The sequence below is a fragment of the Phreatobacter sp. genome (assembly GCF_027532945.1).
Classification (GTDB): domain Bacteria; phylum Pseudomonadota; class Alphaproteobacteria; order Rhizobiales; family Phreatobacteraceae; genus Phreatobacter.
The window spans coordinates 1-13,758 of the sequence record NZ_JAPZTZ010000002.1 but is presented as its reverse complement, the minus strand read 5'-3'; the positions used below and the strand labels follow the sequence as shown (position 1 = coordinate 13,758).

The window sequence follows — 13,758 nt, the reverse complement described above, 5'->3', positions numbered from 1 at the left end:
CGCTCACAGCAGCGTGCCGCGCAGCACCACCAGCGCCACGCTGAAATAGATGACGAGGCCGGAGACATCGACCAGCGTCGCCACGAAGGGCGCGGAGGCCGTGGCCGGGTCGAAGCCGAGGCGCTTCAGCAAGAAGGGCAGCATCGAGCCGTTCATCGAGCCGAAGGTGACGATGCAGACGAGCGCGAGGCCGATGGTCGCCGCCACCAGCGGCCAGTGGGGCCCGTGGTCGTAGATGCCGAAGAGCTGCCACAGCACGATGCGCGCCACCGCGATGACGCCGAGCAGGGCGCCAAGCGCCAGGCCCGAGGGCAGTTCGCGCAAGGCGACGCGCCACCAGTCGGCAAGGCGGATATCGCCGAGCGCAAGGCCGCGGATCACCAGCGAGGCGGCCTGCGAGCCGGAATTGCCGCCCGAGCTCATGATCAGCGGGATGAACAGCGACAGGACGATGGCCTTCTCCAGCTCCCCCTGGAAGCCCTGCATGGCGCTCGCCGTCATCATCTCGCCGACCAGCAGGATGGAGAGCCAGCCGCCGCGCTTGCGCAGCATCTGCCAGAAGCCGGTGCGCCAGTAGGACTGGTGCATTGCCTCCATGCCGCCCATGCGCTGCACCTGCTCGGTCTGCCGCGCGATCATCGTGTCGAGCACGTCGTCCACCGTGACGATGCCGAGCAGGTGCCCGCCGCCATCCACCACCGGCACGGCGAGGAAGTCGTGGCGGGCGACGATGCGCACCGCCTCGTCGGCCGGCGCATTGGCCTCCACCGTCACCATCGGCCGCTCGGAGACAGCGGCGAGGACGGGCGCGGCCGGGTCGCAGGCGACGAGCCGGCGCAGCGGCACGGCATGGAGCAGCACGCCGGTCACGGCGTCCAGCACGAAGACGGCATAGACGGTCTCGCGCGTCCGCTCGACGCGGCGCACATGGTCCAGCGCCTCGCCGACCGTGTGGGTCGAGGGCACGGTGACGACCTCCGTCGTCATCAGCGAGCCGACGGTGCCTTCCGGATAGGCGAGCAGCCGGTCGAGGCCAGCGCGCGTCTCGGCGTCGAGCCGCCCCATCAGTGCGAGGCGGTCGGCCGGCCCCACGGCGCCGATGAGGTCGGCGGCCCGGTCGGCGGACATGCCGGCGAGCAGCGTCGCCGCCAGCGTCCGGTCGAACGCCACGAGGATGTCGGCGCCGCGCTCCAGCGCCGCCTGGTCGAGCACCTCCACCGCATGGGCCGGCGGCAGCGCCGCGAGCGCCGCGGCGGCCTCCATGAGGGGTAGGTCGTTGAGGCGGTCGACGATGTCCGGCACCGGCTCCATCAGGGTCGGGAGCGCGGCGGGACGGCGCATGGCGAGGCGGTCGAGCGAGAGGAGGCGGGTCATGGCATGGCTCCGGCAGCGGGAGACGAAAGGACGGTGCGGCGGGATCCCGGGAGGGGATGAGGCGCAGGTCTTCGTCGCCGGCGGCCGGCGCGATGCGGAACGGGGATCGGCAGTGGCAATGGCCAGGACACGCGGCCGGGGCCACGCGCGGCAAGGATATCGATGTTCATGCAGGACCTCTTCGCGCCGATACGGCGGCGAGGGTCCGGGGTCGGACTAGCCCGCGCGCCGCATCGGCACAGACGATCGATCAGGACTGTCGCTGGGCATGGGGTTCCGTCGCGGGTGGGCAATCCCCGGGGGGATCGTCAGGCGCCTATGCGCCTCGCCATCCCGGGGGTCAAGTCGTGGAAACAGGGACCCGCTGCGCGGGTGAACGCAATAGCGTGATGTCGGGCAAAGCCTCGCCCCGGATCCCAACCAAGGGCCGTCCGGGGGCTTGCCGCGTGTCGCCGGGACCGGCAGCGCCCCTGCGGGCGCTGCCTCGCCCGTTACTGGGTGATGCGCACGTTCTGCAGCGACAGGGCGATCGCCTTGAAGGCATCGGCCAGGCCCTGGCGGTCGCGGGCGTCGAAGTAATGCGCCGGCGAGGAGGCACAGTTGCGCATGGCGGTGATGGCCGTCGCCGCGGTGATGTCGAAGGCCACCGTGAAGACCTCGATCTGCTTCGACTTCGCATAGGTGCAGATGTCGTTCATGTCGTCATAGGTCTGCTTCAGCTGCGCCGCCTGGGCGGTGGCATTGCCGTTCGGCGTGATGTGGCGACCGTCGGAGGCCTGGAAGCGCAGGGTGTTCTCGCCGTCCGTCATCAGCACCATGACCTTGCGCGGGCGGCGGTTGGTCGGGTCATAGGCGGCGCCCTCGGAGAAGGGGGCGGTCGGCGAGAGCACGTTGACGCCCCAGATGAGCCCGGCCGGGATGTAGGTGGAGGGCCGGTAGCCGCCGATATTCACCACCATCCCGCGGATCGCCGAGACGACGGTGGACTGGCTCGCGGTTAGCGGCACGATCGGATTGAGGCAGTTCTGACTGGTGGCGAGGTAGCCGGGATAGCGCTCGGAGGGCGTGGTGTCGTTGAGGCGCAGGTTGCCCGTGCGGCGCGAGCCGACGCAGCCGTACCAGCGATACCAGGTGGTGCTGCCGCCGGTGCAGGTCTCGTAGGGCGGAACGGTCTGCGTCGTGCAGGTGGGGGTGGTGCAGGTCTGCGGCGTGCAGTCATAGCTCTCGGTTACGCCGTCGACGACGCGGGTGCAGGTGCGCGGTGCGCCCCGGGTGCAGGTGCGTGTGGTGCAGGTCTGCCGCGTGGTCTGTGTGGTGCAGACGCGCGGCGTCGTGGTGCTGTAATCGGCCGGCACATCGACCCAGCCGGTATTGCGGTTGTTCACGCCGACATTGACGTAGTCGGCATAGGGCACGACGCCGATCTTCACATCGGCCTTCGGGTCCTGGCGCAGCTGGACGACCAGATCCTCGGCCGCCGCCTTCAGCGCGTCCAGCTTCGCACCTGACATGGACCAGGTATTGTCCAGCACCAGCACCAGTTCGGTCGTGCCGTTGAGGCCGCGCACGGCCTTGGCCTCGGCCTGGTAGGGCAGGGTCGACCAGCCAGCCAGCGCCAGGAACGTCGCCGGCACCGTACCGGTGATCTTCAGCGTGACCTCACGGGTCGTCGCATTATAGGCGAAGTCGGTGATCTTCGAGCCATGCGCATTGGTCTCGCGGACATTGGCATTGGCATGGTTGTCGGCAATGACGCGCATGGCGGCCTCGGCATCGAGCTTCGAGGAGGCGGCCGCGAGGGCCGCAGCGTCGGCTGCCGCCTGTGCGGCGGTGCGCGCTGCCGAGACGCGGGAGAAGTCGACGCCGGCGCCGATGATCAGCATGACGGGCACGGCGCAGATGGCGAACAGGACCGCGGTCACGCCGGAGGTGTCGCGGCGGGTGCGGCCGAGCAGGGCGGTGATGTCACGGAAAAGTCGGGCGAGGGGCATCGCGGCGTTCCAGATCGTGTGTCTGACAACCAGCGATACAGATGGCCCTTCAAGAAACCCCTAAAGGCCAAGTGGAAACAGGGTGAACTGGTGGTGCGGTAAATGAATTGCCCATAGGGAAACCGGAGCGAAACCCTCAGCTCGCGGAGCCGCAGATGGCCCTTAGCCGGGCGGCATGGGGCCGCAGCGGGGAGAGATCATAGGTCTGTTCGACCGCCGGAAAGGCGATGGACAGTTGCGACGCGCCGGTGATGTCGGCGACGAAGCTGGTGGCGAAGCCGGCCGTGATGAAGGCGGAGTTGCGCGTCATCTGCCAGCGCACCGTCTTCGCTGGCCGGCCGTCGACGCTGTAATGCCCTTCCACCAGCGCGTCGGATGCCGGCAGGCGGTAGCCCGGCGCGAAGGAGACAAAGGCCGAGCCGGCGCTGCACAGCAGGGTCAGCCGTTCGCCGGAGCTGCGATAGATGATCTCCAGCGCCGGTGCCCCATGGGCCTCCTGGACCTCGCGCACCCGCCATTGGGCATGGGCGCTCGCCGGCGCCAGGGCGAGGGCGCCGAGACAGGCGAGGCCGGCGGCGAGGGCAGTCGTCATCGCGGGGGATCCGCTGTCGTGGCGGGCATCTGGGACGGACATCTGGGGCGGTGCCTCGCCGAAACGGCGAAACACCGCATCTGTGCACGCCATCGCCCGCAGAAACAAGACGTTGCGAGGCTTCGCAATAGTTTGGGAGCGGTGCGGGTCGGGCGACCGTCCTCAGGCGCCCGCCGCGTCGAGCGTCCGCATGTCGGAATCCGTGAGCCGCAGCGCCGCCGAGCGCAACAGGCTGTCCATCTGCTCCAGCGTCGTGGCACTGGCGATCGGCGCGGTGACGCCGCGCTTGCGCATGAGCCAGGCCAGCGCCACCTCGGCCGGCTTGCAGGCATGGGCCTCGGCCACCGCGTCGAGCGCCGCGAGGATGCGGAAGCCGCGCTCGGTCAGATAGGGCCTGACGCCGCGCTCGCCCCGCGGGCTCTTGCCGAGATCCGCCTCTGACCGGTACTTGCCGGACAGGAAGCCCTTGGCGAGCGAGAAGTAGGTGATCACGCCGATCTCCTCGGCGACGCAGAGATCCGCCAGCGGCCCCTCGAACTTGGCGCGGTCGTGGAGATTGTACTCGGGCTGCAGCACGTCGTAGCGCGGCAGGCCGTGGGCCTTGGCGGCCTCGAGCGAGGCCGAGAGCTGGGCCGCATCGAGGTTCGAGCATCCGATGGCGCGCACCTTGCCGGCTTTCAGCAGCTTGTCATAGGCGGCGAGGCTCTCCTCGTGCGGCGTCTCCGGGTCCGGCCAGTGGGACAGGTAGAGATCGATCGCGTCGGTCTGCAACCGCTTCAGCGAGGCCTCCACGGCTTCCGCGATGTAGCGCGCCGACAGGCCCTTCTTGCCCTCGCCCATCGGCGAGCCGACCTTGGTGATGAGGGTGATCTTCGCGCGCGATCCGCGCGCCTTCATCCAGCGGCCGATGATGGTCTCGCTCTCGCCCCCGGAATTGCCCGGCGCCCAGGCCGAATAGACGTCCGCCGTGTCCACCGCGTCGAAGCCGGCCTCCACGAAGGCGTCGAGCAGGGCGAAGGAGGTCGCCTCATCCGCCGTCCAGCCGAAGACATTGCCGCCGAAGACCAGCGGGGCGATGGAGAGACCGGTGCGGCCGAGGGGGCGCTTCATCGGAGGCTGGCGCGGCGTCATGGGTCTCTCCTCGGGGTCTTCTGATGGACGGGCGGCGAGATTAGCCCGGCTCACCGCCTTGGGGACAAGTGGCCGCCCTTTTTATTGCGGCATGGCAGCCGCGCGAAGCGGCCGGGCCAGCGGCGGCGGGGCTTTGCGGGCCGCAAAAAAATGCTGACAGCTTTCGGGTGGTGTCCGACTTATCCCTCGCGCTAGCCTCATCTGACGCCATGCCCCGCCATTCCGACAGCCTCTCGCTCGCCCAGGCCCGCCGCATCGCCATCGCCGCGCAGGGCTTCGACCTCGCCGGCCATGGGGCGGGACGTGGCGCGCGCCCGGCCGAGCGGCGGCATCTGAAGCGCATGGCCGAGGATCTCGGCGTCATCCAGATCGATTCCGTCAACGTGGTGGCGCGGGCCCATACCCTTCCCGGTTTCTCCCGCCTCGGCCTCTACGATCCCGGCGATCTCGATGCCCTCGCCTATGGCGGCCGCCGCCGGGCCCTCTTCGAATATTGGGGCCACGAGGCCTCCTATCTGCCGGTCGCGCTGCAACCGCTGTTCCGCTGGCGGATGGAGCGGGCCCGGCGTGGCGAGGGGATCTATACCGGCCTCGCCGGCTTCGGCCGCGAGCGGGCCGACCTCATCGAACAGGTGCGCCGGGAGATCGAGGAGGAAGGCCCGAAGGCCGCGGGCGAACTCTCCCACGACCATCGCGGCGAGGGCGGCTGGTGGGGCTGGTCGGAGGGCAAGCGCGCCATCGAATGGCTGTTCTGGGCGGGGATCGTGACGACCGCGACGCGGCGCGGCGCCTTCGAGCGCATCTACGACCTCACCGAGCGGGTGCTGCCCCGCGCCATCGTCGAGGCGCCGACCCCGGACGAGGCGATGGCCCACCGCGAGCTGGTCCGGCGCTCGGCCATCGCCCTCGGCATCGGCACCGAGCGGTGCCTGCGCGACTATTTCCGCCTCGGCGTCGCCGGGACGCGGCAGGCGGTTGCGGAACTGGTCGAGGCGGGGGACCTCGTGCCCGTCACCGTCGAGGGGTTCCGCAACCCCGCCTATCTCGCGAAGGGCGCCCGCATCCCCCGCAGGGTCGAGGCGCGGGCGCTGCTCGCCCCCTTCGATCCGCTGGTCTGGCAGCGCGAGCGCACGGAAGGGCTCTTCGGTGCCCGCATCCGCCTCGAGATCTACACGCCCGCCGACAAGCGCACCCACGGCTATTACGTGCTGCCCTTCCTCCTCGGCGACCGGCTGGTGGCGCGCGTCGACCTCAAGGCTGACCGGGGCGCTTCGGCGCTGGTGGTGCAGGCGGCCCACCGCGAGCAGGGCGCGGTCGACGCGGTCGCCGGCCCTCTGGCGGAGGAACTCACGCTCATGGCGCGCTGGCTCGGATTGGCTGATGTGCGGGTCATGCCCAGAGGCGATCTGGCGGCGGCGCTGGCGGCGGAACTGGGCTGAAGGGCAGGCCATCCTCACTCCCGAACGGCGGTCTTCACCCGTCCCGGCGCCTCTCCCATCATGCCGGCCCGAGGAGCCGCCCATGACCGCCACCCGCATTCGCGACCGCATCGCCGTCACCATCGAGGCCGGTGTCGCCGACATCCGCCTCGACCGCCCCGACAAGATGAACGCGCTCGATCCCGCCATGTTCGACGCGCTGATCGAGGCGGCGGCGCTGGTCCGGGACACGATGGGCGTACGCGCCGCGGTCCTCTCCGGGGAAGGCCGCGCCTTCTGCGCCGGCCTCGATTTCGGCTCCTTCGCCGCCATGCAGGCGGGCGGTGACCGCAGCCTCTCCGACCTCGTGCCGCGCACCCACGGTATCGCCAATCGGCCGCAATTCGCCGCCTGGTGCTGGCGCGAACTGCCCGTGCCGGTCATCTGCGCGGTACATGGCGTCGCCTATGGCGGCGGGCTCCAGGTGGCGCTCGGCGCCGACCTGCGCTTCGCCACCGCTGATGCGAAACTCTCGGTCATGGAGATCAAGTGGGGCCTCGTTCCCGATGTCGCCGGCACGCAGCTGCTGCGGCATCTTTGCCGCGACGACGTGGTGCGCGACCTCACCTATACCGGCCGCGTCGTCACCGGCGAGGAGGCCCTCGCCCTCGGCCTTGTCACCCGCATCGAGGCGGACCCGCGGGCCGCGGCGCTGGCTGCGGCGCGCGATATCGCTGCGAAGAACCCCGCCGCCATCAGCGCCGCCAAGCGCCTGCTCAATGCGGCGCCGCTCGTCTCCTCCGCCGAGGGGCTGATGATGGAATCGGTGGAGCAGCAGGCCATCCTCGGCTCGCCCAACCAGGTCGAGGCCATCGTCGCCAATATGGAGAAGCGGGTGCCGCGCTTTGCGGATTGAGGGGTGGGGCGACTGCATCGAGCAAGTGCGTCCTGCAGCTAGCCCTCCTCCGATGACCCTCCCATGCACCGCCGCGCTGGACTTCGCCGCGGTGCGGCAGTGATATGCGGCCTTCGCAGCCGATCCCGAGGACATCATGGATAACCGAAGCGACCTGTGGCGGCAGGTGGACGCGGCCTCTGGCCGTCTCATCGAACTCTCCGACCGCGTCTGGGGGATGCCGGAGGTCTGCTACACCGAGGTCCGCTCCTGCGCCGAGCACACCGCGCAGCTGAAGGCCGAGGGCTTCCGCGTCACCGAGAACCTCGCCGGCATCCCGACCGCCGTCATGGGCGAGGCGGGCGAGGGCGGTCCGGTCATCTGCTTCCTCGGCGAATATGACGCCCTGCCGGGCCTCAGCCAGGAGGCCGGCGTTGCCGAGCATCGCCCGGTCGAGACCGGCGGCCACGGCCATGGCTGCGGTCACAACCTGCTCGGCTCGGCGGCGCTGCTTGCCGCCACCGCCATGAAGAACTGGCTCGCCGAGACCGGCACGCCCGGCCGCGTGCGCTATTATGGCTGCCCGGCGGAAGAGGGCGGCGCGGCCAAGGCCTTCATGGTGCGCGCCGGCGCCTTTGGGGATGCCGACGTCGCCATCACCTGGCACCCGTCGAGCTGGTGGGAGGTTGCCCCGCCGCTGTCGCTCGCCAACACCCGCGCAGACTTCATCTTCACCGGCAAGGCCTCGCATGCCGCCGCCTCGCCGCATCTCGGCCGCTCGGCTCTCGACGCGGTCGAGCTGATGAATGTCGGCGTCAACTACATGCGCGAGCACATGCCCTCCGACGCCCGCGTCCACTACGCCCTCCTCGATACCGGTGGCATCGCGCCGAATGTCGTGCAGGCCCATGCGCGCGTGCGCTATTCCATCCGCGCCCGCGACCTGCCCGGCATGCTCGAACTCGTCGAGCGCGTGAAGAAGATCGCGCAAGGCGCCGCGCTGATGACCGAGACCAAGGTCGAGGTGAAGATCATCTCTGCCGTCTCCAACATCCTCGGCAACACGCCGCTGGAACAGGCGCTGCAGACTGTGCTGGAGGATCTTGGACCGCCGCATTTCGACGACGCCGACCGCGCCTTCGCGAAGGATATCCAGGCGACCCTGACGCCCCAGGACATTGCCAGCGTCTATCACACGATCGGCCGGGAGCCCGAGGACCGGCCGCTCGCCGATTTCACCGTGCCGCTCGACGCCAAGCGCAACCCGCTGATCGGCTCGACCGATGTCGGCGATGTCAGCTGGGTCGTACCGACCGTCCAGGCCCATGCGCCCACCGTCGCCATCGGCACGCCCTTCCACACCTGGCAGGTCGTGACGCAGGGCAAGATGCCGGCCGCCCACAAGGCCATGGTGCAGGTGGCCAAAGCCATGGCCGCCACCGGCGCTGCGGTTCTCTCGAATCCCGAGCTCATGGCCGCCGCCAAGGCGGACCTCGCCCGCCGCACTGCCGCGACCCCTTACCTCTGCCCGATCCCCGACGAGATCGGTCCGCCCCTCACCATGTCCGCCGGCTGACGCCCGAAAGGTCCCCCGATGATCCGCTTCTACTTCAACGGTTCGCCCAACCCGACCAAGGTCGCCCTGCTGCTGGAGGAGACCGGCCTCGCCTATGAGCCGGTCGCCGTCGACACCCGCACCGGCGCGCAGTTCGCGCCGGACTTCCTCGCCATCAACCCCAACGGCAAGGTGCCCGCCATCACCGACGGCGACGCGGTGGTCTTCGATTCCAATGCGATCCTGCTCTACCTCGCCGAGAAGACCGGCCAGTTCCTGCCCCCCGCGGGCGACGCCAAGGCGCGCGGCGAACTTCTCTCCTGGCTGATGTTCGTCGCCACCGGCATCGGCCCCTTCTTCGGTCAGGCGGTGCATTTCAAGCACTTCGCCCCCGAGCCGGTGCCCTATGCCCATGAGCGCTACCAGTATGAGGCGGACCGTCACCTCAAGGTGGTCGAGGGCCATCTCGCCGGCCGCGACTGGATGGTCGGCAACGCCTATTCCATCGTCGACATGGCGCTCTGGGGCTGGATCCGGATGCTGCCCTTCGTCCTCGGCGAGGGCGCCTTCGACCGCTATCCGAACGTCAAGCGCCTGTGCGATGCGGTCTCGGCGCGTCCCGCTGCCGCCCGCGCCGTGGCGCTGAAGGATCGCTTCACCTTCAAGGCGCAGATGGACGACGAGGCCCGCAAGGTCATGTTCGGCCACCTGAAGAAGGCCGGCTGACGGCAGCATCAGACCTGCGCTCCTGCCGTTCGACCTATTGCGAGGGGCGGGAGCGGGGTGAATGCTTCCGCCCGTCGCATCCACCGGGACTTCCGCATGGCCAGTGAGCCGATCCCCGCACCACTGGTCGCCTTCGCCGGCGCAAGGCCGCCGGCCCCCGCCTGGTTTACCGATGCGCTGGCCAAGGCGCCGGAGCGCACCACGCACCAGGGCGCCGGCGTCACCATCGAGACGCTCGCCTGGGGTGAGCGCGGCAAGCCCGGCCTGCTCCTGCTCCACGGCGGCTCCGCCCATGCCGACTGGTGGAGCCATCTCGCGCCGTTCTTCGCGAGCACCCACCGTGTCGTCGCGACCTCCTGGTCGGGCATGGGCGGCACCGACTGGCGTCCCGCCTACTCGATGGACGACCTCATGGGCGAGATGCTGGCAACGCTTGAGGCCACGGGGCTGGAAGAGGGCCCGGTAAAGCCGCTGGTCGCCTCGCATTCCTTCGGCAGCTTCCCCGGCATGGCCTTCGCTGCCGTCCATGGCGAGCGCATCGGCGGGCTCATCACCATCGACTCGCCCTTCCTGTCGAAGGAGATGCGGGCGAAGCGCGACTTCAGCCGGCCGCCCTCGAGAGAGCCGCGCGACACCCTCGTCTACGACAGGTTCGAACAGGCGATTGCCCGGTTCCGCCTCATGCCGGCCCAGACGGCGGAGAACCTCTACATCGTCGACAACATCGCTCGGTATTCGTTGCGCGAGGTGAAGAAGGCCGACGGCTCGTCAGGGTGGACCTGGCGCTTCGACCCCTTCATGTGGTCGCGCATGACCCGCCGCGATCCGGCTGAGGACCTTGCCGCCGCCAAGTGCCGCCTCGCCATCACCTGGGGCTCGCGCTCGGTGCTCTTCCCCGACGAGATCAAGGATTACGTGCGCCGCCAAGCGCCGGCCGGCACGTTCTTCGTCGAGATCCCGGAGGCGCAGCACCACGTGCTCATCGACCAGCCACTGGCCCTCATCACCACGATGCGCGCGGTGATCTCGGCCTGGGATGCTGACGACAAGGCCCGGTAACAGGGCGACTGAAGGTCTCGGGAGGACCCGCATGGGCAGGCTTCAGGGCAAGCGCACCATCGTCACCGGTGCGGCGAGCGGCATCGGCCGGGCGAGCGCCCGCCTCTTCGCCAGGGAGGGCGCCTCGGTCCTCCTCGTCGACCGCTCGGCGGAGGCGGTGGAGGCGGTCGCCGCCGAGATCCGCTCAACCGGCGCGACGGCGCGCGCCATGGCCGCCGATGCCGGCTCGGAGACCGACGTGAAGGCCTATGTCGCGGAAGCGGAGAAGGCTTTCGGCGGCATCGACGCCATCTACGCCAATGCCGGTATCTCCGGTGGGCTCACGCCCTTCTTCGACCTCACCGTCGAGAGCTGGCAGGAGATCCTGCGCGTCAATCTCATCGGCCCCTTCCTCGCCATCCGCGAGGTCGCTCCGCTGATGATCGCGCAAGGCCATGGCGCCATCGTCTGCACGGCCTCGGTCGCGGGCCTCAAGGCCAATGCCGGCGGCGCGCCTTATTCGGCCTCCAAGGCCGGCGTCGTCAGCCTCGTCCAGACGGCGGCCAACGCCTTCTACGGCACCGGCGTGCGCGTCAACGCGGTCTGCCCCGGCCTCATCGAGACCGGCATGACCGTCCCGATCTTCGACCACGCCCGCAAGCGCGGCAGCGAGGGCAAGCTCGGCCAGCTCAACCCGCTGAACCGCCCCGGCCAGCCCGAGGAGATCGCCGCCATGGCCTGTTTCCTCGCCAGCGACGAGGCGAGCTACGTCAACGGCCAGGCCTTCCCCGTCGATGGCGGCCTGTCCTCCACGCTTCCCTTCGCCGGCCAGCGCCCGCGCTGACCGCTTGTTCTCGATCAGGAGTTCGCCCGTGACCGCCATCAACGAAGTCGTCGATCTCGCCACTGACGGCGCCGTCGCCGTCGTCACCGTCGCCTCGCCGCCGGTGAACGCGCTCTCCGCCAATGTGCGCACCGGCATTGCCGAGGCGGTGCAGAAGGCGGGCGCCGATCCGGCCGTGAAGGCGGTGGTCATCCACTGCGCCGGGCGCACCTTCATCGCCGGCGCCGACATCACCGAGTTCGGCAAGCCGCCGAAGGGCGTGCCGCTGAACGAGGTCAATGCCATCCTGGAGGCCTGCCCGAAGCCGGTCGTCGCGGCGATCCACGGTACGGCGCTCGGCGGCGGCCTGGAACTGGCGCTCTCCTGCCATTACCGCGTCGCCGTGCCCTCGGCGAAGCTCGGCCTGCCCGAGGTGAAGCTCGGCCTCGTTCCCGGCGCCGGCGGCACGCAGCGCCTGCCGCGCCTCGTCGGCATCGAGCGGGCGCTCGAGGTCATCGCCTTCGGTGATCCGATGAAGGCGGCGGAGGCCGCGACCCACGGCCTCGTCGATGCCGTGGCGGGCGAGGGCTCGCTCAAGGCCGATGCCATCGCCTTCGCGGCGAAGCTTGTCACGGATGCGGCGCCCCTCAAGAAGGTGCGCGACCGCTCCGAAAAGCTGAATGCCGATCCCGCCGTCTTCGCCGCCTTCCGCAAGGCCAATGCCCGCAAGTTCCGCGGCTTCGAGGCGCCGGAAGCCTGCATCCAGTGCGTCGAGGCGGCGGTCTCCATGCCCTTCGATGCCGGCCTCAAGTTCGAGCGCGAGACGATCATGCGGCTGATGGTCGGCACCCAGTCGCTCGCCCAGCGCCATGTCTTCTTCGCGGAGCGCCAGGCCGCCAAGATCCCCGACGTGCCGGACGACACGCCGACCCGCACCATCGCCAAGGTCGGCATCATCGGCGCCGGCACGATGGGCGGCGGCATCGCCATGAACTTCGTCAATGTCGGCATCCCCGTCACCATCGTCGAGGCCAAGCAGGAGGCCCTCGACCGCGGCCTCTCGGTGATCCGCAAGAACTACGAGAACACCGCCAAGCGCGGCCGCCTCACCATGGCCGATGTCGAGACGCGGATGGGCCGCTTCACGCCCTCGATGGACTTTGCGGCGCTGGCCGATTGCGACCTCGTCATCGAGGCGGTCTTCGAGAACATGGCGATCAAGAAGGAGGTCTTCGGCAAGCTCGACGCCATCGTCAAGAAGGGCGCGATCCTCGCCACCAACACCTCCTATCTCGACGTCAACGAGATCGCCGCCGCCACCTCGCGGCCCGAGGACGTCATCGGCATGCACTTCTTCTCGCCGGCCAACGTCATGCGGCTGCTGGAGGTGGTGCGCGGCGAGAAGACGGCGAAGGACGTCATCGCCACCGCCATGGGCCTTGCGAAAACCATCGGCAAGGTCGGCGTCCTCGTCGGCGTCTGCCACGGCTTCGTGGGCAATCGCATGCTCGCCCAGCGCCAGCGCGAGGCGACGAAGCTCATCCTCGAGGGCGCCATGCCCTGGGACGTCGACCGCGTGCTCTACGATTTCGGCCTGCCCATGGGCCCCTTCGCCATGAGCGACCTCGCCGGCCTCGACATCGGCTGGTCGCGCGAGACCTCAAAGGGCGAGACGGTGCGCGAGATTCTCTGTGAGATGGACCGCCGCGGCCAGAAGACCGGCGCCGGCTTCTACGACTATGACGAGGCGCGCAACGCCAAGCCCTCGCCCATCACCGAGAAGGTCATCCTCGACCTCGCGGCGAAAAAGGGCATCAACCGCCGGCCGATCTCGGATGAGGAGATCCTCCAGCGCTGCATCTATCCGATGATCAACGAGGGCGCGAAGATCCTTGAGGAGGGCAAGGCCATCCGCGCCTCCGACATCGATACGGTCTGGGTCAACGGCTATGGCTGGCCGGTCTATCGCGGCGGTCCGATGTTCTATGGCGACACGATCGGCTTGGCCGAGGTGCTGAAGGTGATGAAGGGCTTCGAGGACCTGCACGGCGCCGACTTCAAGCCCTCCGCGCTCTTGGAAAAGCTGGTCGCCGAGGGCAAGGGCTTCCGGGACTGGAAGTGAGGGGAGGGGAACCCCTTCCCGGACCCGCCTTCACCGCGGAGGCGCCACCTTCACCTCTCCCCGGCGGGGAGAGGTCGGCCGAAGGCCGGGAGA

The 13,758-nt window shown here is 69.5% G+C and carries 11 protein-coding genes; 7 read left to right on the top strand and 4 right to left on the bottom strand.

Going from position 1 to position 13,758, the window contains the following annotated elements:
- Window positions 1–3 precede the first annotated feature (3 nt).
- The 4 genes from mgtE to O9344_RS00830 form a co-directional block, all read right to left on the bottom strand.
- The gene (mgtE, locus tag O9344_RS00845; RefSeq protein WP_298471784.1) at window positions 4–1,341 is read right to left on the bottom strand and encodes a magnesium transporter; all 1,338 of its coding nucleotides are present in this window, start codon (window positions 1,339–1,341) and stop codon (window positions 4–6) included.
- Window positions 1,342–1,865: 524 nt separating this feature from the next.
- Complete coding sequence (locus O9344_RS00840) at window positions 1,866–3,365, bottom strand: pilus assembly protein TadG-related protein (RefSeq protein ID WP_298471682.1); 1,500 nt, start codon at window positions 3,363–3,365, stop codon at window positions 1,866–1,868.
- A gap of 136 nt (window positions 3,366–3,501) precedes the next feature.
- Window positions 3,502–3,957 (bottom strand): hypothetical protein, encoded by a 456-nt coding sequence (locus O9344_RS00835; protein WP_298471679.1) that lies wholly within the window; start codon window positions 3,955–3,957, stop codon window positions 3,502–3,504.
- A gap of 162 nt (window positions 3,958–4,119) precedes the next feature.
- Complete coding sequence (locus O9344_RS00830) at window positions 4,120–5,088, bottom strand: aldo/keto reductase (RefSeq protein ID WP_298471677.1); 969 nt, start codon at window positions 5,086–5,088, stop codon at window positions 4,120–4,122.
- Window positions 5,089–5,297: 209 nt separating this feature from the next.
- On the opposite strand from O9344_RS00830, the gene O9344_RS00825 reads away from it, so the two are divergent.
- From O9344_RS00825 to O9344_RS00795, 7 genes are all read left to right on the top strand, one after another.
- A complete protein-coding gene (locus O9344_RS00825) occupies window positions 5,298–6,527 on the top strand; it encodes a crosslink repair DNA glycosylase YcaQ family protein (protein ID WP_298471674.1) in 1,230 nt (409 codons plus the stop codon).
- Window positions 6,528–6,624: 97 nt separating this feature from the next.
- Window positions 6,625–7,422 (top strand): crotonase/enoyl-CoA hydratase family protein, encoded by a 798-nt coding sequence (locus O9344_RS00820; protein ID WP_298471781.1) that lies wholly within the window; start codon window positions 6,625–6,627, stop codon window positions 7,420–7,422.
- Between the two features lie 136 nt (window positions 7,423–7,558).
- Complete coding sequence (locus tag O9344_RS00815; RefSeq protein ID WP_298471670.1) at window positions 7,559–8,977, top strand: M20 family metallopeptidase; 1,419 nt, start codon at window positions 7,559–7,561, stop codon at window positions 8,975–8,977.
- Window positions 8,978–8,995: 18 nt separating this feature from the next.
- Window positions 8,996–9,682, top strand: coding sequence for a glutathione S-transferase family protein (locus O9344_RS00810; protein WP_298471668.1), 687 nt, complete (start codon window positions 8,996–8,998; stop codon window positions 9,680–9,682).
- 96 nt (window positions 9,683–9,778) lie between these two features.
- Window positions 9,779–10,741: an alpha/beta hydrolase gene (locus O9344_RS00805; RefSeq protein WP_298471666.1), complete on the top strand. Its 963-nt coding sequence runs from the start codon at window positions 9,779–9,781 to the stop codon at window positions 10,739–10,741.
- Between the two features lie 31 nt (window positions 10,742–10,772).
- Window positions 10,773–11,564 (top strand): SDR family oxidoreductase, encoded by a 792-nt coding sequence (locus O9344_RS00800; RefSeq protein ID WP_298471664.1) that lies wholly within the window; start codon window positions 10,773–10,775, stop codon window positions 11,562–11,564.
- 37 nt (window positions 11,565–11,601) lie between these two features.
- Window positions 11,602–13,665 (top strand): 3-hydroxyacyl-CoA dehydrogenase NAD-binding domain-containing protein, encoded by a 2,064-nt coding sequence (locus O9344_RS00795; protein ID WP_298471777.1) that lies wholly within the window; start codon window positions 11,602–11,604, stop codon window positions 13,663–13,665.
- Window positions 13,666–13,758: the final 93 nt, after the last annotated feature.

What these genes read in the sequence shown, in the direction of transcription:
- O9344_RS00815 (WP_298471670.1), top strand. Translation starts at nt 7,559, where the DNA reads ATGGATAACCGAAGCGACCTGTGGCGGCAGGTGGACGCGGCCTCTGGC.
- O9344_RS00805 (WP_298471666.1), top strand. Translation starts at nt 9,779, where the DNA reads ATGGCCAGTGAGCCGATCCCCGCACCACTGGTCGCCTTCGCCGGCGCA.
- mgtE (WP_298471784.1), bottom strand. Translation starts at nt 1,341, where the DNA reads ATGCGCCGTCCCGCCGCGCTCCCGACCCTGATGGAGCCGGTGCCGGAC.
- O9344_RS00840 (WP_298471682.1), bottom strand. Translation starts at nt 3,365, where the DNA reads ATGCCCCTCGCCCGACTTTTCCGTGACATCACCGCCCTGCTCGGCCGC.
- O9344_RS00800 (WP_298471664.1), top strand. Translation starts at nt 10,773, where the DNA reads ATGGGCAGGCTTCAGGGCAAGCGCACCATCGTCACCGGTGCGGCGAGC.
- O9344_RS00835 (WP_298471679.1), bottom strand. Translation starts at nt 3,957, where the DNA reads ATGACGACTGCCCTCGCCGCCGGCCTCGCCTGTCTCGGCGCCCTCGCC.
- O9344_RS00830 (WP_298471677.1), bottom strand. Translation starts at nt 5,088, where the DNA reads ATGACGCCGCGCCAGCCTCCGATGAAGCGCCCCCTCGGCCGCACCGGT.
- O9344_RS00825 (WP_298471674.1), top strand. Translation starts at nt 5,298, where the DNA reads ATGCCCCGCCATTCCGACAGCCTCTCGCTCGCCCAGGCCCGCCGCATC.
- O9344_RS00810 (WP_298471668.1), top strand. Translation starts at nt 8,996, where the DNA reads ATGATCCGCTTCTACTTCAACGGTTCGCCCAACCCGACCAAGGTCGCC.